Origin of the sequence: Lysinibacillus sp. NPDC097162, assembly GCF_044762185.1 — a bacterium.
Taxonomy (GTDB): domain Bacteria; phylum Bacillota; class Bacilli; order Bacillales_A; family Planococcaceae; genus Lysinibacillus.
Genome location: NZ_JBIWDT010000009.1, coordinates 45,986 through 68,361, shown reverse-complemented (window position 1 = coordinate 68,361; position 22,376 = coordinate 45,986). Strand labels below are relative to the sequence as shown.

Annotated in this window: 17 protein-coding genes; 12 read left to right on the top strand and 5 right to left on the bottom strand. The window is 36.1% G+C overall.

The window, feature by feature from the left end; all coding sequences use genetic code 11:
- Window positions 1-17: 17 nt before the first annotated feature.
- Both ACIQXW_RS22645 and ACIQXW_RS22640 read right to left on the bottom strand, forming a co-directional pair.
- Window positions 18-1,061: a saccharopine dehydrogenase family protein gene (locus ACIQXW_RS22645; RefSeq protein WP_402765764.1), complete on the bottom strand. Its 1,044-nt coding sequence runs from the start codon at window positions 1,059-1,061 to the stop codon at window positions 18-20.
- Window positions 1,058-1,762 (bottom strand): class I SAM-dependent methyltransferase, encoded by a 705-nt coding sequence (locus tag ACIQXW_RS22640; RefSeq protein ID WP_402765761.1) that lies wholly within the window; start codon window positions 1,760-1,762, stop codon window positions 1,058-1,060. The genes ACIQXW_RS22645 and ACIQXW_RS22640 overlap by 4 nt, the downstream gene beginning before the upstream one ends.
- A 97-nt stretch (window positions 1,763-1,859) precedes the next feature.
- Between ACIQXW_RS22640 and ACIQXW_RS22635 the strand changes: the two genes are divergently transcribed.
- The 11 genes from ACIQXW_RS22635 to ACIQXW_RS22585 all read left to right on the top strand — a co-directional run bounded on the left by ACIQXW_RS22635 (window position 1,860) and on the right by ACIQXW_RS22585 (window position 16,287).
- Complete coding sequence (locus tag ACIQXW_RS22635) at window positions 1,860-2,909, top strand: helix-turn-helix transcriptional regulator (protein ID WP_402765758.1); 1,050 nt, start codon at window positions 1,860-1,862, stop codon at window positions 2,907-2,909.
- A gap of 269 nt (window positions 2,910-3,178) precedes the next feature.
- On the top strand, window positions 3,179-4,315 hold the full coding sequence (locus tag ACIQXW_RS22630; RefSeq protein ID WP_402765755.1) for a hypothetical protein: 1,137 nt from the start codon (window positions 3,179-3,181) through the stop codon (window positions 4,313-4,315).
- A gap of 1 nt (window position 4,316) precedes the next feature.
- Complete coding sequence (locus ACIQXW_RS22625; RefSeq protein WP_340821363.1) at window positions 4,317-4,712, top strand: hypothetical protein; 396 nt, start codon at window positions 4,317-4,319, stop codon at window positions 4,710-4,712.
- 20 nt (window positions 4,713-4,732) lie between these two features.
- On the top strand, window positions 4,733-5,194 hold the full coding sequence (locus ACIQXW_RS22620; protein WP_402765841.1) for a GNAT family N-acetyltransferase: 462 nt from the start codon (window positions 4,733-4,735) through the stop codon (window positions 5,192-5,194).
- A gap of 21 nt (window positions 5,195-5,215) precedes the next feature.
- Window positions 5,216-5,728, top strand: a complete 513-nt coding sequence (locus ACIQXW_RS22615; protein ID WP_402765753.1) for a phage tail protein — start codon at window positions 5,216-5,218, stop codon at window positions 5,726-5,728.
- Window positions 5,729-5,742: 14 nt separating this feature from the next.
- Complete coding sequence (locus ACIQXW_RS22610) at window positions 5,743-6,243, top strand: phage tail protein (RefSeq protein ID WP_402765750.1); 501 nt, start codon at window positions 5,743-5,745, stop codon at window positions 6,241-6,243.
- A gap of 14 nt (window positions 6,244-6,257) precedes the next feature.
- On the top strand, window positions 6,258-6,782 hold the full coding sequence (locus ACIQXW_RS22605; RefSeq protein ID WP_340821359.1) for a phage tail protein: 525 nt from the start codon (window positions 6,258-6,260) through the stop codon (window positions 6,780-6,782).
- Between the two features lie 15 nt (window positions 6,783-6,797).
- Window positions 6,798-11,426 carry a cadherin domain-containing protein gene (locus tag ACIQXW_RS22600; RefSeq protein ID WP_402765747.1) on the top strand — a complete coding sequence of 1,543 codons (4,629 nt, stop codon included), beginning with the start codon at window positions 6,798-6,800 and terminating at the stop codon, window positions 11,424-11,426.
- A gap of 296 nt (window positions 11,427-11,722) precedes the next feature.
- Entirely contained in the window at window positions 11,723-13,432 is a 1,710-nt protein-coding gene (locus tag ACIQXW_RS22595) for an RTX toxin (RefSeq protein ID WP_402765744.1), read from the top strand.
- 54 nt (window positions 13,433-13,486) lie between these two features.
- Window positions 13,487-15,880, top strand: a complete 2,394-nt coding sequence (locus tag ACIQXW_RS22590; protein WP_402765741.1) for an S-layer homology domain-containing protein — start codon at window positions 13,487-13,489, stop codon at window positions 15,878-15,880.
- Window positions 15,881-15,969: 89 nt separating this feature from the next.
- A complete protein-coding gene (locus ACIQXW_RS22585; protein ID WP_402765738.1) occupies window positions 15,970-16,287 on the top strand; it encodes a hypothetical protein in 318 nt (105 codons plus the stop codon).
- A gap of 75 nt (window positions 16,288-16,362) precedes the next feature.
- Here ACIQXW_RS22585 and ACIQXW_RS22580 read toward each other — a convergent pair whose 3' ends face one another.
- Both ACIQXW_RS22580 and ACIQXW_RS22575 read right to left on the bottom strand, forming a co-directional pair.
- Window positions 16,363-17,064: a response regulator gene (locus ACIQXW_RS22580; protein ID WP_402765736.1), complete on the bottom strand. Its 702-nt coding sequence runs from the start codon at window positions 17,062-17,064 to the stop codon at window positions 16,363-16,365.
- A gap of 4 nt (window positions 17,065-17,068) precedes the next feature.
- Window positions 17,069-20,107 (bottom strand): ATP-binding protein, encoded by a 3,039-nt coding sequence (locus tag ACIQXW_RS22575; protein ID WP_402765733.1) that lies wholly within the window; start codon window positions 20,105-20,107, stop codon window positions 17,069-17,071.
- Window positions 20,108-20,377: 270 nt separating this feature from the next.
- On the opposite strand from ACIQXW_RS22575, the gene ACIQXW_RS22570 reads away from it, so the two are divergent.
- Complete coding sequence (locus ACIQXW_RS22570; RefSeq protein ID WP_402765730.1) at window positions 20,378-21,193, top strand: metallophosphoesterase; 816 nt, start codon at window positions 20,378-20,380, stop codon at window positions 21,191-21,193.
- A 343-nt stretch (window positions 21,194-21,536) separates the two neighbouring features.
- Here the strand turns inward: ACIQXW_RS22570 and tatC are convergent, their stop codons facing one another.
- The gene (gene tatC, locus ACIQXW_RS22565; protein ID WP_402765727.1) at window positions 21,537-22,376 is read right to left on the bottom strand and encodes a twin-arginine translocase subunit TatC; all 840 of its coding nucleotides are present in this window, start codon (window positions 22,374-22,376) and stop codon (window positions 21,537-21,539) included.

Genomic DNA, 22,376 nt, shown 5'->3' with positions numbered 1-22,376 from the left:
CTAAATGCGTTTTTGCTTTAAATGAAAGAAGAATCATCAAATTGATTTATAAATGCATCAAGCTTGAATAACTCCTCTATATGATAGGTTCCTAATGGATGCTCTTTTTCTAAAAGCTCAGTAGCGACGGCTGCGGCAATTTTCGCTGTAACTAATGATTCATCATTATCAACAAAGGATAATGCTATTGGTGGTGTGTGTTTTTCAATGGCTTCGACTTTTATCGCACATACAGACGAACCAATTTTAACGTTTTGGATAAGTGAGGTAAGGCTGTGTTGTATTTTATTTATTTTTAACATGTTAGAAAGTCGGCTTTTTTGTAGAAAAGAGACAAACCGATTGAGCCATTCTACATCAAACCCCATCCTTGTTACAATCTGCGCCCGAGGAAAATGTTTGCTTAATGTATGCTGATCTGAAAAATTAAATTGATAGACGCTACGTTTGCCAATCTTATAGAAATGCACGAAGCGTTTATTTGTAAAATTAGTAATCTTCGTCCCAGTGTGATTTTTAACGGTGTATTGCTTATTTAATTGATCTAATATCCAATGAATTGCGTCATTACCATGTTTATCGCCTGCCCCAAGTAAAATTGAAATATGAAGTTTTGCAATCGAAGGCAGTTGTTGCGCAACATACATGGCCATTAAATTCGTTAAGCCAGGTGCCATTCCTACGCTCATTACAGCTGTCGATTGATGCTGAACGGCTACTGGGTGAAGGAGCTCAAGTTTTGTTAGAAAGGTATGACTTGCAGTAATATCAATGTACATAATTCCTTCTGACAAGCATAGCTCAGCAAACGCTGTATCCTGTTGCTCTAGACACATAATGACTAGCGCGATATTTTCAAGCTGCTTTGGCTGTACAGGCTTAGAGACATCAAGCTGCATCGGGCTAACAAGATGATTTTGTTGGACGCAAAACTGTTTAGCTTTTTGTGAATCTCTTCCAGCAATCCAAACTCGATTAGGATAACTTTGCATTAGTAATTTTGCGATTTTGCGGCCAACCTCACCATAACCCCCGACGATTAATATATTTTTTGTTGTCATTTATTTACCTCTTCTTTAATGGCCACTAAAGCATCAACCATATGTGACTTAAAATATGGCATTACCTTTGAAAAGCCAACGTCATGTAGTAAGTCAGTTAGCATTTCAAGGCTAATTGGATAAGTAGATGTGCCAAAAGATTGCTCAAAACGAAGCCAATGTTCTTCAGATAAATTATTTTGTAGCATAGAGCTCCGCCAATACTTGAGCTGGAGTGGAAATGCTGCTGCTGACATGTCTGTATTAATGGATGAAATAAATAACACTCCATTATCCTTTAAGCTATCTGCCATTTTTTGTAGCAGTGCTTTCTTTTGTTCTAGTTCCTCAATAAAATGTAAAACTAAGTGACAGGATGCAACTGCAAACTGATGGTGCAGCACCAATGAACGTAAATCTTCCTCATACCACTCAATCTGAGGGGGAGGATCAACTTTCTCCATACGTTTTCGGGCCAACTGTAGCATGATTTCTGAAGTATCAACGGCTGTAAAATGGGAGAAAGGAAATGCCCTCCCGAGGGAAAATAGTTCCTGACCGCCACCAGCCCCTACTATTAACATGCTATCAATAGTAGGGTAACTATAAAGGATTTCAGTCATCATATCGTAAATAAGATCGTAACCAATAATTTTTTGTCGAATAGTATTTTGGTAGCTTGAGACAATTGGATTTTGCCAATCATGTTGTAGATTTTTCATTTTTTACCTCCGTGTTGTACAATATAATTAAGAATTATTCTCAATTATAAACACTTATGGAAAATGAACTATCCCATAATTCTGGGGGAGGAATTTCGTGCAAGATATTCAGTATTGGCGAAGGAAATCAGAAAGCTATTTAAAAAATAACGTGAATTCAGTTCAGTACCGACAAAAAATAGTAGAAGATTTACGTAAGTTTATTAATTTCGATGCATATTGTTGCACTATGACAGATACTCAAATGTATTTTTCAATAGGTGCTGTTACAGAGCAATCAATAGAAAATATTCATCAACAACTAATGTCTTTGGAATATGGCTCAGGAGATGTAAATAACTATCGTTATCTTGTAGAAAGTGGCCTATATATCGGTAGACTTAGTGATGTGGGTATCCAGTGTGTACGATATAAAGAGGTGTTAGAGCCTCATGGCTTTAGTGATGAAATTCGAGCTGCACTGATGTTTCAAGGGCAATGCTATGGATTTTTAACACTTTTTAAAAAGACAGAAAATGTACAGCCCTTTTTTCAAGATGCAGAGGTAGAACAAGTTAGAATTCTCATGCCTGTCATGGGGAAGGCTTTAAAAAGATTCCATCAAACGATTATCGAAGAGCGACTGCCAACAGAACGGGAGCAAAGTGGAATCATTATTTTGAATAAAGAATTGCATATTCTTTCTACAAATATGAAGGCATCTCAATTGTTAGTACTTTTAAGAAAAAATGAAGGATTACTTGATTGGCAATTGCCGAAGCCAATACAGGCAATTTGTGCGAACTTACTGGCAAACAGAAAGGACATTGAAAATTCCTTGTTAGTGCCAATTCATAACAAAGGTTATATAACAATCCAAGCATCCATTCTCATGACAGCTGATTTACAACAACAAATAGCGATAGTATTAAACGAAGCATCCCCTAAAGAAATGCTAACTTTTTTACTGACAGCTTATCAGCTTACACCTAGAGAAAAGGACGTTATAGTTGAAATAATGAAAGGTATGGCGACAAAAGATATTGCACATAATCTCGGAATTTCTAGTTATACTGTTCAGGATCATTTAAAGCTAATTTTTCAAAAGGTAGATGTGCGTGATCGTAATGAATTAATTTGGAAGCTATTTACTCGTTTTAATGAATAAATAAGCCCTATAAAAATCTGCAGATGTTCTTTTAAAAGAATATCTGCAGATTCTTTTTAATATGACAAAATAATAATAGGTAGAAAGGTTAAGAAAACTTAACTTAAATTTCGTAGAGGAAAATAGGGAATTTATAATATAATGAAAAACAGTAAGAGAGTCCTAAGAAAATACAATATTCGACACCGTTTTTTAGGTAGTAAGAGATAGCAATTAAATATAAATATGTATTTATTGTTCGGAAAATTCTGATATTAGGAGGGGTAGCGATGGCATGGACTTTTTATTTAAATGTCACAAATGATACAGATCGAGATTTAGAGCTAGTAGAATCGCAATTACATTGGGGCTATTGGAATACAGATGGTGAAGAGGATAAAAAACCTCAAACTATTAAAGCAGGGCAAACAATTCAAGCTGTTGGCGCCAAATCAGCATTTGGACCAAATGGTTATGAATTTTCTTGCTCTTGGAAAGATAAAAATAGTGAAACGCAAGCACCGTACGGGGTAATAAGTCTCTATGTGAATGTTCCTTATAATGATCCTAATGAAGCTAGATGTCGAGCAAATGGATATTTTGAAGTAGCTGAGTGGAAAGACATTACACATGATGGCCATAGCTTTGTTCGAAATATCCGTATTTCTAACAAGCTAGATAAATTAAAACAAAATGAAATAAGAAACAATCTAGAAACAGATTGGGCCAAAATTAACGCATTAGTTGAAATCGAAGATGTGAGAGATATTGATTTAAATCAATATATTCCTAGTGGTGTTCATTTTGAAAAGATGTCGTTATTCAAAACACCTATCTTTACTATTTCAAAAAGATTATTTGATGGGGTCAATGATTTAACGTTTGATAGTCTTTATTTAAAGCAACGTGAAGTACAACAGTATTATTCCGTAGAAGTGACTAGTTTAAGAGCAGATGCGTCTAAAATCGAAACTGTTACGAAAAAGGGAAAAATTACAGTAAAAGATGAGTTTGGATTATCTACTACAAGTAAAGTGGTGGAAGAGAAAGTTAGTACCATTGAAACGGCCTTTAAATTTACAGAAAAGATCTCTATATCTGATGAAAAAGTGGTAAAAGCAAGTGTGGCACAGGAACTACAGGCGGAATTAAAAGCGAAGTTTAATATATTAAATGCTGTTACAACAGAGCAACAGCAAACTGAGAAAAAATCGAAAGAAAGAGTTTTTGAAGCCCCGAGTGATAAAGATATGGACGTTGTACCTTGGATTTTTAGTAAAATGATTCTTCTTTATCGAACGGACAACAATAATGTAACAACGTTAATTGGTGCTTCTGAATGGGATTATGCCGTATTACATCGTACGCATCTATACGATGTAATGGATAATACGAGAAATAAAGTAACGACAGGAGGAGCGCACTAAAATGGCGACTTGGACATTTTCATTAATGATTACAAATGCAACAGACCGTGAGCTTGAAGTTTTTCAATCGCAGCTAGCGTGGGGTATCTGGAATACCGATGATATGGAAGACCAGAAGCCGGTAAATATTCCTCCAAACACAACATTACAGGCATTGGGAATAAAAGCATCCACAGGTCCCAATGGATATGAATGCTCTTGCTCATGGCGAGATATAGTCCCACAAGGCGGAAAATCATATGGCACAATCTCGATAGCGCTAGACGTTCCACAAAAGAGCAAAAATCGAGCTGAATGCTTAGCTGATCATCAATTGCACGTCGATAGTTGGGAAGACTTGCCTGACAAAGGACATAACTTTGTACGATCTATCATTGTAACGAATAAGAATGCCTAAAAGAAAGTGGAACATATTTGATGAAAATAAAGCTTAAATCTATCACAAAGGAAGATGAAACATTTCTATACGAAATCTATGCCTCGACAAGAAATCAAGAAGTGAATTCATGGGGATGGTCAGCGGAACAAAGGTCCGATTTTTTAGCAATGCAATGGCGCGCACAACAAGTTTCGTATAATCAGCAATTTCCAAGGGCAAATCATTGGATTATTGTTGCGGATGCTGAATGTGTTGGCAGGATTCTCACGGAAGAACTATCTGAATATCATCGTCTGATTGATATAGCTATATTGCCAAAATATCAGGGAAGATGTATTGGGACATATATTATTGTTCAACTGCAGAAAAAGGCAAAAGTACAAAAGAAAGCAGTTGTATTACACGTCCTTAAAACAAATGCTGCAAGATATCTCTATGAGAGACTAGGATTTCAAGTTATTCAGGAAAACGAGATTTATATAAAAATGCTATGGAAATAAAAAGAGAAGGAGTGTGTTGGTATGTCAGATGCGTACCTAGGTGAAATTCGTATGTTTAGTGGTAAGTATGCTCCAAGGGATTGGGAGCTTTGTAATGGACAATTATTATCGGTTAATGAGTACCAGGCTCTTTTTTCGTTAATAGGAAATAAATATGGTGGCGATGGGGTAACAAATTTTGCGTTACCTGATTTACGTGGAAGAATCCCAATTCATAAAAGTCCAGAATATCCTATTGCTAGTAAAGGCGGAGCGGAGACAGTGACATTAACCGAGGAACATTTGCCTGCACATACGCATGGGGTTTATGCCAATAATCTAACAGCTGAAGCGACAGAAAATTCGCCAGCTAATAATACTTGGGGCGTATCAAAACTCACAAACTATCAAACGAATGCTTCCAGTAATATTGTACAAATGAACAATGAGTTAGTTTCTTATGAAGGTGGGACTCATGCACATAGTAACATCATGCCTTCGTTTGTCATTAATTTTATTATTGCAACACAAGGTTTTTATCCTGATTTTATATAAAAGGAGTGAGTTCAATGGCAGAGCCATTTTTAGGAGAAATACGTCTTTTTAGTTTCGATAAAATACCGCGAGGGTGGCTTCCTTGTAATGGTCAACTGTTATCGATAACTACAAATACTGCACTTTATTCATTGTTAGGATTTACGTATGGTGGGGACGGTAAGACAACTTTTGCCATTCCTAATTTACAAGGGAAAGTACCAATACATGCAGGTAATCAGATTGCATACGGATTAGCAGGTGGAGAAGCAGAACATACATTGACAGTTAACGAGATGCCTGCTCATACACATCAAATAACAGCCGACTCATCAACAACAGATAAGCCTTCACCAAAAGACAATACATGGGGTGCAGTTAATGGAAAGGATATTTACGCTAAAAATGATAATGTGGCAATGCACGAAGCTGCTTTGTCAATTACAGGACAGAGTAAATCACATACTAATATGCAGCCCTATTTAAGTGTATCTTTTTGTATCGCAACAATGGGTATTTTTCCAAGTAGAGGATAAGGAGGAATGAGGAAATGGATCCGTATTTAGGTGAAATTAGAATTTTTGCAGGAAACTATGCGCCAAGTGACTGGGCATTTTGTGATGGACGTGAATTGTCTGTTGTTCAAAATAATGCTTTGTTCTCCATTATCGGAATAACTTATGGCGGCGATGGTAAGACAACATTTAAATTACCTGATTTAAGGGGATGTGCCCCTATGCACTTTGGTAATGGTCCTAATTTAACGCCAAGAACAATTGCACAATCAATCGGATTAAGTACAGTAACACTTAATGAAACGCAAATGCCGATTCATAATCATACAGCACAGGGTTCCTCAGTAGTAGCAGGTGGTATTGACAACCCTACTAATGCCATTTGGGGAAGTGAGTCAGCTCTTTCGGCAAAACCTTATGTTAATGTGAAAAATGCAGTTGCAATGAAAGCGGACATTGTAAAGCCACAAGGTGGGAATCAGCCACACAATAATATGCAGCCTTTTGTTGCAATGAATTTTATTATTTGCTTAGAAGGAATTTATCCTCCGAAGCCATAGAAAGAGGGAGTGAGCATGGATTTAATTTCTTTTATGAAAACAGCACTATACAAAATAATTGTAATTGTCACCATTGCTACGATGGTTTTCACAACTTTAGGAATACAGCCTGTAGGTGCTAGTACTAGTATTCCAGAAACGTTACATCCTGTGGAACAGCTGAATGTACAAAAGGATTCTAATGGTGCATTGACTGATGCAAGTCCTTATTCTGATCCTGATATTTTTTCCGTTTCATATAACTATAACTATGTTAAGAATATGTATATGACAGATTTGGCTGCCATCAAATTTACTGTTGATACATCTAGACCTATTCTTTCAGCGCAGCTCACTTTATCTGGAATTAATGAAGATATAAATAATGAAATTTTTTCTAATCTAACTGTTAGAATAGGTGATAATGATTGGAATAGTAATTTTCAGAATAGTGATTTTCCAGATTTCATACATGGAACGCCTGCGAAAGTTGAAACTGTAGAAATAAATGATGGTGGGTATACTTATCAAAACTTAATTGATGTGACAAACTTAGTAACAAGTCCATCTGCCATTAGTGGGAATAATGTTACATTTATATTAACGAGTGATTCGAGTAATATGTCTGTGGCTAAACTTAGTGATTCATTGGATACTGAGGTGTGGCCTTCACTAAAAATTACTTACGGTGAAGCCCAACAGAATAGCGCACCGACTGATATCACATTAAGCTCAGCTTCAGTGGAAGAAAATCAACCATCGGGAACGACGGTTGGAACATTGAGTGCTATAGATTCTGATGCAGGAGACACATTTACGTATAGTTTAGTAAGTGGAGCTGGGGCTACCGATAATAGTAGCTTTAGCATAGTAGGGAATGAACTGCGAACAAGTAGTTCATTTGATTATGAAACTAAAAACAGCTACAGTGTTCAAATTAAGGTCACGGATAAAGGTGGATTGACTTTTGAAAAAGTATTCACTATTCTCATTTCTAATGTCAATGAGGCCCCAACAGATATATCATTAAGCGCAGACACAGTGGCAGAAAATCAACCATTGGGAACAAAGGTAGGAACATTCAGTGCTATAGATTCTGATGCAGGAGACACATTTACGTATAGTTTAGTAAGTGGAGTTGGGGCTACCGATAATAGTAGCTTTAGCATAGTAGGAAATGAACTGCGAACAAGTAGTTCATTTGATTATGAAACAAAAAACAGCTACAGTGTTCGAATTAAGGTCACGGATAAAGGTGGATTGACTTTTGAAAAAGTATTCACTATTCTCATTTCTAATGTCAATGAGGCCCCAACAGATATATCATTAAGCGCAGACACAGTGGCAGAAAATCAACCATCGGGAACAAAGGTAGGAACATTCAGTGCCACAGATTCTGATGCAGGAAACACATTTACGTATAGTTTAGTAAGTGGAGCAGGGGCTACTGATAATAGTAGTTTTAGTATAGTAGGAAATGAGTTGCGAACAACTAGTTCATTTGATTTCGAAACAAAGAATAGCTACAGTGTACGGGTTAGGGTTACAGATCAAGGTGGCTTATCTTTTGAAAAACCATTTACCATTTCGGTGACAGATATCATAGAAGCGCCGATTCCAACAATCGTATCAACAGTACCGGTTAACAATGCGACAAATGTTTCTACTAAACCTACGCTAACGCTAAATTTCAGCAAAGCTATCAGTGGCGTTGCAGGGAAACATCTTCGTATCTATGATCAACATGACAGTTTAATAGAATCAATAGAAGCAACTTCAACAAAAGTGACATTGAATGGCTCTAGCGTATCAATTCAAATATCTAGTAATTTAACTAAAGCAATGACTTATTATGTATTAATGGATAATGGAGCATTTGTAGATATAGATAATCAGGAAGTAGCGGGTATAACAGCGAATAACGTATGGCGTTTTACAACATTACTACCTAGCAATAATGCTGACTTAAGCAATTTAACTGTTTCAACACAACAGTTAAATCCAAGTTTTTCAAGTGGTCAACTAAATTATCAAGTCAATGTAGCTCACGATGTTACGACAATTGATGTCATCCCAACAACGACAGATAGTAATGCAACGATTACATTAGATGGGGAATCAGTTGCAAATGCAGTAGGTAAAACAATATCTCTAAATGTGGGGAACAATGCTATCCCTATTATTGTGACTGCTGAAAATGGTTTAACAACTAAAACCTATACGATTAATGTAACAAGAGCATTGCTATCACTCGAAAAAGTGACAAATGTTAACTTAAGCACGGTAGGTATAGCAACGTGGTCAGATATAGATAATGAATCTTTATACGAAGTACAGCTCTATAAAGATAGCCAACCAATTGGCAGTGCCATCAATGTACTGGCTAATAAAACAGCTCATAATTTCTTAGCAGCAATGCGAGCTGCTGGAGCAGGGGTATATACAGTAAAAGTAACACCAAAAGGCGATGGGCTAACCTATTTAGACGGAGATACTTCGGCATCTTCGAATACACAAGCGATTATAAAATTAGCTACTGTAACGGATAGTTTGAGATGGGACGGAAGTATTGCGAAGTGGCAAAGTGTTCCGAATGCAGTTAGCTACGATGTTCTTTTGTATAAGGATAGTGCAGTTGTCGGAACGGTAAAAAATATTTTAGCAGAAAATATTCAAGATGGAGTAGATTTTACTGCTGAGCTTCAATTAAATGGAATAGGAAGCTATACGTTTACTGTTCAACCAAAAGGAGATGGGGCTCTTATTTTAGATGGAAATCAAGGGACTTCATCTGAGCCTAACATTATTTCTCCTGTGACTTATACGGTTATGTACAATGGAAACGGTAGTACAGGTGGAACTGCGCCAATAGATAGTGCAAAGTACGGTCAAAATGCTGATGTTGTGGTGTCTGCTAATGATGGACAGCTTGTTAAAACTGGACACATATTTACAGGTTGGAATACAAAAGCTGACGGTACAGGTACTTATTATTCACCAAATGAGTCATTTAAAATGGGAACAGAGAATGTAACACTTTTTGCACAATGGGCAATTAAACAGTTTACAGTGAGCTTTGTTTCAAATGGCGGAACAACGATTAACTCGAAGCAAGTTCAATATAACTCAATAATTACAGCAGAAAAGCCAGTCAAGTCCGGCTATGTATTTGAAGGTTGGTATAAAGATGCAGCTCTCACAACAGCATGGAACTTTGTATCAGATGTTATAACAGAGAATATTACGCTGTACGCTAAATGGGGTAGCATCAATACAGGTGGTGGTAACACTAATCCACCAGCTAATAATTCAGGCTCAGAATCAACTACACCACCTTCTTCTGAGGTTGAAGATATTGTAGTAGATGTAGAGTCAGGAGATGGCACGACTGTTTCGAAAACTACAATTAAACGTACAAAGAATGCTGACGGTACTTTTAATGATGCTGTGGTATTTACAGAAAAGAGCGCAAGAGAAACGATTGCAAAGTTAAAAGAGCAGGCTTCAGATAAGGCACGTATTGTCATTCCAGATTTACAGGATAAAATAAAGCAAATTAACGTGTCGATTCCAAGTAATATTGTATCTATTCTAAAGCAAAGCTCTGTTAATTTAGAAATTGACTCTATAAACGCTAAAATTGAAATTCCAAAGAGCTCGATTAATTCTTTCGATAATGATTTATACTTCCGACTTATACCAATCAAAGCAGCAATAGATCGATTAGAAATAGAGAATCGAGTGAAACAAGAAACGCAATTTAAAGAGGTTGTTGATAGTAAAATGATTCAATTACTAGGCAGACCAATGACCATTGAAACGAATATGCAAAATCGCCCAGTGACATTAACATTGCCATTACCGAAGAATATAACGCAAGAACAACTTGATAATTTAGCAATTTTTATCGAGCATAGCGATGGCACAAAAGAGTTATTACGTGGCAAAGTTGTAGATTATCAAAAAGATATGTTAGGTGTGCAATTTGAAGTTACAAAATTCTCTACTTTCTCAGTTCTCTATTTACCAGTAGATGAGGAACCAACGACTGACGATATTACACATACACCGTATATTCAAGGCTATGCAGATGGCACATTCCGTCCGAATGCATCTGTAACGCGCGCACAGATGGCAAGTATGTTCGCTCGTCAATTAACAGGTAATGCAATTCCGCAAGCGCAGGCATCGTATACAGATACAATGAAACATGACGCAAAAGATGCCATAGAATTTGTGAAGGATGCAGGTTTATTTAATGGTGTTACGGAGACAAGCTTTAATCCAAATGGCTTCATTACGCGTGCCCAAATGGCGGCAGTAGCGGCTCGTTGGATAGAAAAGCACTGCGTAGACAATCCAAATGCAGATTTTTGTAAAACAACATCAGAAGGTAATGCCTTCAAAGATGTTAGTAATAATCATTGGGCTGTTCAAGCGATTGATACTGTCTATGCATTGGGCATTATGACGGGGACAACAGCAGACACATTTAATCCAGATGGTAATTTAACTCGTGCGCAAGCAGTGAAGGTACTAAATCACTTGTTTGAGCGTCAAGCGCCAACAGAGCTTCAAAGTCCAATTTTTAAAGACGTCCAAAGTAATCATTGGGCATTTTATGAGATTCAAGAAGCTGCAGTAAAACATACTCATAGTAGATAATGAATTAGTTAAAACGGCTGGATGAAAGAATTTTAGCCAATGAAAATCCCGAACTTTTAAAAAAACACTCTAATTTAGTGTTTTGTAATAGTTCGGGTTTTCTGTTTTGCCGTTTAGTAAATTTCAACTATATAACAGATAAAATAAATTATGTAATCGCCTCTTTTATATCAAATAAAGGTTAAGAAAAATTAACTTTTGTCATTGTAATATCTCGTAGTTAGGATTTTAGTACTGATATATAATGGGGTATGAGTTAAAAGTCATTGCTTAAATTTAAAAAAGGAGGGGTAACTTTGTATCGAAAAAGAGAGTGTTTTATGATAGCCATTTTACTAACATTAATCTGTAGTTTTTGTTTTCAAGAAAAATTAGCCTATGCTGCTTCTGTTAATCATCCTCCTGTTGTTGTAGCTTCTGAAATAATTCCAAAGCAATCAATGACACTGGGACAAGGAAAAATTGTTATTGATTTAAGTAAGTTATTTTATGATGCAGATAACGATCAGTTAATACTTAAAGCTATTACTGAAACTGTAGGTATTGTAACAGCAGATTTAAATTCAAATTTATTAACCATTGAGGCGCTTTCACCTGGGAAGACAAGAATAAAGATCAGTGCTGATGATCGAAAGTTAGGAAGAGCAAGCAGTAGTTTTGAGGTAGAAGTCTTACCTAAGTTGAATAACATACCAATAGTTACTCAAGTAATAAATGATCAAACTGGGCATGTTGGAGATGCGCCAATTCTAGTTGATGCAAGTAATGTTTTTGCTGATGTAGATGATGATATTTTAACGTTAGAAGTTAGTTCGAGTGATGAATCTGTTGCTACAGCTCAATTGAATTCTCAAATGATAACTATCATACCAGTAGGCATAGGCCAAAGTATAATTTCAGTACAAGCAGATGATGGTAACGGAGGTAGGGAAACTACAACATTTGCTGTTACCGTAATTAGTCCACCGAACCAACCTCCTGTGGTTGTGCAATCAATTAGTAATAAATCAGGAATAGTGAATGATGTCATCACTATAGACGGTAGTGGTATTTTTTCAGATGCAGACAATGACGTTCTTACGATAAATGTTAATTCTAGTGATGAATCTATTGCTACAGCTCAAATTAATGGACAAACAATTACTGTTCTGCCGATAGCAGCAGGCGTAAGTACTATTACAGTCCATGCGGATGATGGAAAAGGTGGGCAAGTATCTACAAGTTTTATAGTTACTGTATCTAACCCAACGTTTAACCATGCCCCAATGGTTGCTAAAACAATTAGTAATCAAAGAGCAACAATAGGTGGGAAGTATTGGGAGATGATAGTAAGTGATGTGTTTTCAGATGATGATAACGATACATTAACATTAACTGTAAGCTCGAGTAATAGTGGAGTAGCAACTGCTAGTCTGAATGGTTCGTCTCTTAAAATTACACAAAATGCATTGGGTACAAGCGTTATTACTATTTCAGCAGATGATGGAAAAGGTGGGCTAGTATCAACAAGCTTTATTTTCAGTGTAGAGGCCCCAGGACTTTTTATATCAGATTTTGTGCAAAATGGAGAATATAATGATGTGCTAGAAATATATAATGCAACAATGGTTCCTCTATCAAATTATAAAATAGAAATTCAGCAATATAATCTAATTTTAAAGCAACATAGTATCAAAACAATAAATATACCTTTAGTATATCCAAACACAAACTTTGTGTTAATCCATACTTATTTTTATGACTTTTTTGATATTACTACTTCACAATACTTCAATGATGATTTTATTTTTAGAGATGCCTCTAAAATAACGGTTTCAATGACATTAAAAGACAGTAATGGCATTGTAGTAGATACGGTTGGGGTTAGGGATTCAAACATCCCGATATTGGAAAGTAACGGTGGTTATATAAGAGATAAAAGGCTACAATCTGGTTCATCAATTTTTAACAAATCAGAATGGATATTATTACCTAAAAACGATTATTCTACAATTGGTCACTATTAAAAAGAGAGGGCGATTTTTATTCAATATTCTAAAAGAAAAGTAATAAATTTAATTATGGTAACTATCTTAGTAATTATTATGATGCCTGTGACTTTTGTAGCGGCAAAAAGTGATTTTTATTCATTTAATACCGCAACTAATAAAGAAGAAATGAAATTAGCAATGACTACAGATTGGAGTGTAGTACATTACACAGCTCAAGGAAATGATTTATTTCAAAATTTTAAAGTAGCAGATCAAAATTATTTGGCAAATAAATTATTAATTGAGCGACCACAGACAGGGTATACTTCTACAAGTACATTACGACAAGTATATTTAAATGCTGTCAATGATCGATCCTATCTTATAAATGTTAACAATGCGACAGATGCACTTACACTATGGACAATTTTTATTGATGATTATCATTTAAATTATAGTAACTTCAATCGCCTGACTATAGAAGATCAAGATAAAGTCTGTCAGCAAATTATTATGGCACGTCCTAATCAAGGTTTTGATTCTATAGAAACTTTACAATCCGTGTTTGATAGTGAAGTTAATAGTATTTTTATTAAAAAAGTACAACTTGATAAAGATGCACTTACTATTTTATATGCTCAAAATGATACTTCAGAAAATGTAACTAAAAATCTTGTTCTACCTATTATTGGAGATCATGGTGCGACAATAACTTGGGTATCTGACAAGCCAGAGGTAGTTAAAGGTAATGGCGAAGTTATACGCCCATCTGCAGGCAAAGGAAATGAAATGGTTACATTGACTGCTAAAATTTCCTTCGGTGAATATGTGGAAACTAAAGTCTTCTCTATTAATGTAAAAGCATTTTCACCGAGTCAAAATGCTTTTTTAAAGGAGTTAACGATTACTTCGGGCAACTTCAATACGCCATTTGATAAGAAGACAATATCTTATACAGCAAAAGTTCCACATATAGTAGATAGTGTAAATATTAGAGCTATAGCTGAGGACGATAAAGCAAATGTAACAATAAACAGTCAGGCAAGTACGGAAGCAATAAAGCTTGTAACAGGTATGAATACAATAAAGATTTTAGTGACTGCTGAAGATGGTAGCCAAAGGGAATATACAATTTTGGTTACTAGGGAAAATGCTCCTATTAATAGCGGGGATACAACTGTCTCTGAATCTACAGAAATTTTTACTGTGAATATAGAGTCAAGTAGTGGAGAAGCTGTTTCTAAAACGACAATTAAACGAACAATTGGTGAAGATGGATTCATGAAAGATGAAGTGATTTTAACAGAAAAAAGTGCATTAGAAACTATTTCTAAGTTGAAAGAAGTAGGGTCAGATCAAGCACGTATTGTTATTCCAGATTCACAGGATAAAGTAAAACAGGTTGATATATCAATACCTAATAATATTGTTAGCCTGTTGAAAAACAATCAATTAAATCTAACTATCCAGGCTTATAATGTAAACATTGATGTTTCAAAAGATTCATTGGCAACATTTAATTATAATTTATATTTCCGACTAATACCTTTAAATGAACAAAACGAGCAATTAGAAATCGAAGAGCGTGCAAAAAATGAATTGATTGATAAAGATATAACTGGTAGTTCAATTAGTAAGTTAATAGGGCGTCCAATGAAAATTGAGACCAATATGCAAAATCGCCCAGTAACATTAACCTTACCTTTGCCTAATAATTTATCCCAAGAACAGCTTAATAATTTAGCTATCTATATCGAGCATAGCGATGGCACAAAAGAGTTATTACATGGGAAAGTTGTAGATTATCAAAAAGATATGCTAGGCTTGCAATTTAAAGTTACAAAATTCTCTACTTTCTCCATGCTCTATTTGCCAGACAAGGGTGACGATGTTAAATATACACCTTATATTCAAGGCTATGCAGATGGTACATTCCGACCGAATGCATTTGTAACGCGCGCACAGATGGCAAGTATGTTTGCACGACAACTAACAAGTAATGCGATTCCAAAGTCTAATGCGACATTTACAGATACGGCTCAACATGATGCAAAAGATGCAATCGAATTTGTGAAGGAAACAGGTTTATTTAAAGGTGTTACGGAGACAAGCTTTAATCCGAACGGTTCCATTACACGTGCACAAATGGCAGTAGTAGCAGCTCGTTGGGTAGAAAGACAGTGCAAAGAAAATCCTAATGCAGATTTTTGTAAACCAACATCAGTGGGCATCGTTTTCAAAGATGTTAGTAATAGTCATTGGGCTATCAAAGCAATTAATACTGTCAATGCATTGGGCATTATGACTGGCGTAACGGTAGACACATTTAATCCTGAAGGTTATTTAACACGTGCCCAAGCGGTGAAGGTGCTAAATCGCTTGTTTGAACGGCAAGTAACAACAGAACATCAAGAGCCAATATTTAAAGATGTCCCAAGTAATCATTGGGCATTTTATGAGATTCAAGAAGCGGCAAAAAAATAAAGCGAACGGGTACCAAAAGAGAAAAAGTGTTAGATTGACCGCAATCAATCTAACACTTTTTACTATGTCGTTGATGTCCGCTATGGTGGATGCTTTCCGAAGGTTTACAGGCGATTGGCAGAATGTTAGCGGCGATAACTGCAGACGTACAGGCGATTTGCAGAATGTTAGCGGCGATATCCGCTGACGTACAGGCGATTTACAGAGTGTTAGCGGCGATAACTGCAGACGTACAGGCGATTTACAGAATGTTAGCGGCGATAACTGCAGACGTACAGGCGATTGGCAGAATGTTAGCGGCGATATCCGCTGACGTACAGGCGATTTACAGAGTGTTAGCGGCGATATCTCCTGACTCACCAGCGATTCTCGGGCTTTTGCCTGCGATTTCTCTAGGTATACCGTAAGCCGCAACCAAAGCGCATGGTGCCCTTGTCTTACGTTCTAAGCAGGGGGCACCGCATCTGCTACCAAAAAAAGAATTACTCAAAGAGGAACTGATAACCAGAACCCCTTACAGTTACAATTTTAGCTCGATGGCCAGAGATGGATTCCAGTTTTTTTCGCAAATTACTGATATGTACTTTTAACGCCTGCGTTTGTCCGATACTATCTTCCGCCCAAATGAGCTTATACAAGTCAGATGGGTGGAAAATTTCCCCTGGTCGCTGTGCTAAAAAGTACAGAATATGAAATTCCTTAGTGGATAAAATTAAAGCTACGCCATCAATGTATACTTTTCCCGAATGAACATGGAAGTGAAAATTATTAATGACCTGCACATCTTCATTGCGTATATTTCCGTCTGTTAATTGCATATTTCCCTTCCGTAGAGAAATTCTTTCAATTGTTTTCATTAAGCGCCCTTTATCAATCGGCTTCAAAATATAATCAATGGCTTGAACAGAAAAGGCATCAATTGCATAATGCTCATAGGCAGTTACAAAAATAATATCCAATACATGTGTTAAATCTTCTAATTTACTAGCAACATCAATCCCATTCATCTCTGCCATCTCAATATCTAAAAAAAGAATATCTGGTTTGAGTGTAGGGATGTTTGCTATAGCGTCCAAAGGGTTTAAATATTTCCCGACAACATCAATTGCCCCATTGTCCTTTAACATCGTCTCTAGTAAATTGATTGCTAAAATTTCATCGTCAATAATGATTGCTTTTAACATTCTTTCACCTCTTTTCATCCAAAAATAGTGGGAACTTTAGTATCACCGTCGTTCCTTCACCAACAACACTTTCAATATGGAAAGTGGCCTTCTCGTATTTTTTTAAACGTTTAGTGATATTGCGAATCCCTACGCTCTGATGAACGGATGGCTCTTCCGATAATACCTTTTCTATTACTTCTTGTGTCATACCTATACCGTTGTCCTGAATTTTAATATCAATCATTTGTTGATCTTTTTTTATAGTCATTGTTACTTTCCCATTTATTCGCTTGTTTCTTAAACCATGGAAAAGAGCATTTTCTACTAATGGCTGAAGAAGCAGAGGGGGGATTAGAATTTTTAAAGGTTCCTCCATCTGAATTTCCCATTCAAGTTGATCTGGATATCTTGTTTGGTGAATATTGACGTAAGATTGAATTAGCATGAGCTCCTGTTCTAGAGGGATAAGGCTATTTGTATTCTCAAACGAGAAGCTACTTCTTAAAAATGTTGCAAAATCTGTTATCATAATGCGGGCTTTATCCAAGTCTAAATAGCTTAGCGATAAAATAGAATTTAAAACATTGTAAATAAAATGTGGTTTAATTTGTGCTTGCAAAAATGCAGTCTCCATTTTAATTGCAATTTCAGCCGACTCTTTTAGTAAGATAAGATTTCGTACCCTTGTCTTCAATTCAGCAGTATCTAATGGTTTGTGTAAAAAATCATTTGCACCAGATTGGAATGCTGCTAGCATATCCTCTGGTCGTATCGCTGCTGTGAGCATTAAAATCGGTAACTCGGCAGAAGAATAGTTTTTCCTAATTTGTTGGCAAACCTCATATCCAGAAAGGTTCGGCATCATAATATCTAAAATCAATAAGTCTATATCTGGATGCACTTGTAATTGTTCGAAAACATGCTGACTATCATCAACAGCGATAATAGAATAGTTCTCCTTTGCAAGAATATCGATTAGTACTTTGAGGTTAATATGATCATCATCAGCAATGAGTATTTTTTTGCCTATTTTTCTTTCCTCAAAATAAGGAAATGTTATTGGCAAATAATCTTTAGTTAATGTGATTTTATTCCGTTGTTGTTTATCTTGCTGGACTTTCTTTATTGTCTGCACAGGTAATTTAACAGAGAAAGTTGTTCCTTGATCAACAACTGAATGGACCGTAATTTCTCCGCCATGCAACTTCACAAGCTCTTTCGTCACATTTAGCCCTAAACCCGTACCTTTACTTGCGTCTTCTAACTGTCGGAATGGTTCAAATATCGACTCCAAATGTTCTGGAGCTATGCCTCGACCGGTGTCACTTACTTCAATAGTCAGGAATCCTTGTTCTTCGTAGCATGAAATTTCTACTTTCCCATGCCTAGTGTACTTAACAGCATTTTCTATTATGTTATAAAGAATTTGACGCAGTCTATCCTCGTCAGCTACGATAAATTTTCCTCGTTCAATGTAATTGTAAATCTTTACGTCTTTATTTCCGATGTACGACAATATTTCAACGATGACATGGGTCACAGAATAAAGATCAACGTTAGTAAGACGAAGCTTTAGTTCGCCTTCTTTTAACTTGGAAAAATCTAAAATGTCATTCACAAGATGTGATAACTTTTCTGTGATATTAAATATGAGTGATATTTTTTCCTTTTGTTCCATTGTTAATGTAGAGCTTTCTTGAGGCTCTAACATGGAATGAGATATGGCAATCACACCGTGTAACGGAGTGCGAAATTCATGTGAGGTTTTTGCAAGAAATTCATCTTTTAACTTATCGACTCGGATTAAAGCATTTGTTAATCTACCTTTTTCTAAATAAGAATCTGTAAAACGATGAGAAATATACAGAGCGAGCATCGTTAAACAAATAAAAGGAAGCAAGGGAGGTAAAGAGTAAATTTCTAGATTAATATTGAGATTTAAGGTAGCTACGACCATATAGATAAGAATGGACATAGTACTAAGCCATAAATAAATAGCACCTACTAATCGTTTAAAGATTGCAATCGTTTGAATATAAAGCAAATAAAAGATATTTATTAAAATATAAATAGAATGTACAGTTTGTAGGTATGAGCTAATAGATATTGGCAGCATGACTGTAGCTAATAATAAAATGCCAATAATACAAAGTGCTTTCACGAACTTTTTATGTGAAAATTGCTGAAGGGCATGGTAAAAATACAGTAGCATAAAGATACCCGAACCGATACTCGAAATGATTTGGACTCTTATCAGAAATTCATAGCTGATAGGGAGTAACGACATTAATATTTTTTCTCCATGAGATAGACCGTATAAACCAACCATGAAGCAAAATAAAGAAAAGTAGAGCTGCTCAATTTCAAGCTTGGCGTATAGGTAGGAACCAGCAAAATAAATAAACATTGTAAAAAAAGCAGCAAAGGTTATTAAATCGTAGAAAAGTGAACCTTCTCTTAATTTACCAATACTCTCTTGATCCCCGATAAAAATGGAACCAATAATTCCTCCGCCTGATGCATAATCAAAATTAGCTACATGAATGATGAGTTCAAGTTCATTATTTTTAGGTGAGAAATATGCAACATACGGTACATTTTGTTGAATATATGTCGAATCTTCTGCAGGCTCTCCACTTTGTCCAATACGTTTTTCGTTTATGTAAATGGCATTCGACATCCGAATATTACCTGTTTTTATACCCAATATAGTATCTGTATCATTAATTAAAATTTTTAAACGATAGGTACCGCTACCGAGTGTAGTAAAATTTTGACCATCAAACTTGTACCTAGACCATAGTGATGGGACATTTACTGAATAAGAATGAGAGTTATTGAATTCTGAATAATTCAATAATTTATCAGGAACAAAATCCCATTCTCCATCCAAGCTTACAGTATTTTTGTGCAAATCATATTGTCTAAGATCTATTACTCCTGCAACGGCTTTAGGAGCGTTTTGGCTTTCATTATTGTGTAATCGAGATGTCATTCCAATCATCACAATACTAATAACGACCATAAAAATAAGTAATAACTTTCTCATTCTCACTTTCATTCTTGTTCTCTCATTCTTATAATATTTTAAGGTAGTGATATTAAAAACGTAGTAAATGAATATGAAATTATACCCATATTATATCATGTGAAAGTTGACTAAGAATAGATGAAATGCACATGATTTCCTATAAAAGATAGATGAGGATGGTTGGATTTTGTGCATTTTATGTAATTAAAGCGCATCTACTTACAATCGCTCTGTTTTTTGCTTATAATAGAAGGGTAAGAAGTTTTTCTGAAAAAGTAGCCACAAAGTGAGCGATTGCGAATGAAAAAATTATTATACGTAGTATTTTTTCTTGTTTTTATAGTCATTTTTTTGTACGTAAACAATCACTGGCTGGTTGTAAGTAAGCATGTATATGAATCTGAAAAAGTGCCAGCCAGCTTCGATGGGCTACGCATTGTACAAATATCAGATTTACATGATGCACTCTTTGGTAATAACCAACAGAAACTCATTGCAAAGGTTAAGGCTACAAATCCAGATTATATATTTATTACAGGCGATGTTATTGATAGTAATCGCTTTAATTTGGAGCAAAGCTTACAGGCAGTGAGAGGGTTAGTCGAATTAGCGGATGTATATTATGTACTTGGAAACCATGAAGTTGCGACGAATAAGGTTAGTGAAATTTATGAGGCGCTGTCATCGTTAGGTGTACATGTGATGGCCAATGAATCGACCGTGTTAGAGCGCGACGGGGAGCGTTTGGCGATTGTTGGTATTGAAGATCCGTTAATGGGTAGATCAACTGAAGAAATGCTGGACATGGCGACTGCTTATGTTCCAAAAGACATGCTAAAGCTGTTGCTGGCGCATCGACCAGAAGTGTTTAGTACGTATGTAAATCAAGAAATAGATTTAGTATTCTCGGGTCATGCACATGGTGGTCAGGTTCGGATTCCTGGCATAGGAGGACTTGTCGCACCAGGACAGGGACTGTTTCCTAAGTTTACGGCTGGTGTTTACGAGGAAGCCAGCACCAAAATGATAGTTAGTCGGGGATTAGGAAATAGTAGTGTGCCTTTCCGAGTTTTTAATCGTCCAGAAATTATTGTGCTGGATTTAAAGAAAAAATAAGTACCGTTGACAAAAGGCATCAAGAAGTTCATATTCTTGATGCCTTTTGTCATTTTTTTATGCAAATATTATTCAGTTGATTGGAGCGGAGGGCCGGTGCCGAAGGACGGTGCCAGGCACGCAAACAATTTACCTTGCACAGGAAAATATCAACGAAGACTCCTGCGGCTTACGTCGTGCCCTCGGAAAGCGAAGTGGAATTTTACGATTCTAGGAGCCGACTATGCATGTATACATGCACAGTGCCAGGCACTAAAACAATTTACTTTAGTTGATTGGAGCGGAAAGCGTCCGCCCACAGCAGAAATCAACAGCAGTAGACTCTCCAATCACTGCATCTTAGCTAAGCAGGGCTTTCTAGTTGTTTACGTTCCGTACGTCTAACAAGATGAATACTGATTTCGTATAAAATAATCATCGGGATTAATACGAGTAACTGACTAATAAAATCAGGTGGGGTAATGACTGCTGAGCCAACGCCCATTGCAATATAGGACCAGCCGCGTATTTTTTTCATGGATTCAGCCGTTAGTACACCAATGGACGATAAAAAGAGCGCAACGATGGGCAGCTCAAATAATAATCCAAGTGGTACTGTTGTCATAATTAAAAAATGCATATATTCACTGGCAGATACCATTACATCAAAATTCGTCGCACCTAAGCTTACTAAAAATGAATAGCTAAGTGGATTAACAACAAAATAGCCGAATGCTACACCTAATAAAAAGAGCATAAACATAACTGGTGCGTAGAGTCCGAGAAAGCGACTTTCCTCTTCCTTTAAGCCAGGTTTTACAAAGCTCCAAAGAAAGTGAACGAGAAAAGGCATAGATAGACCAAATGCTAAAGCCGTGGAAATCGTCATGTAAAACTTAACGACCTCTAGTGGTCCTAAAATAATGAGTGAATGACCACGCGTAACATACGGAAACCAAATATTAATGGTAGAGAATGCAACAATAAAAAATAAAATAAAGACGACAAGTCCTTTTATGATTTGTTTCCTTAGCTCTGCAATATGCTCGAGTATTGAATCTAAAGGGAAAATCGGTTTATCCTCAACTACTGATTGTTCAATATCATTGTGAGTAATTTCAACAAGAGCCTCCCGCAATGGTGGAGGCTCCTCTTCCTTTTTATCAAGTGGACTTAAATAATTTTTTTCTTCATAAGGATCCAT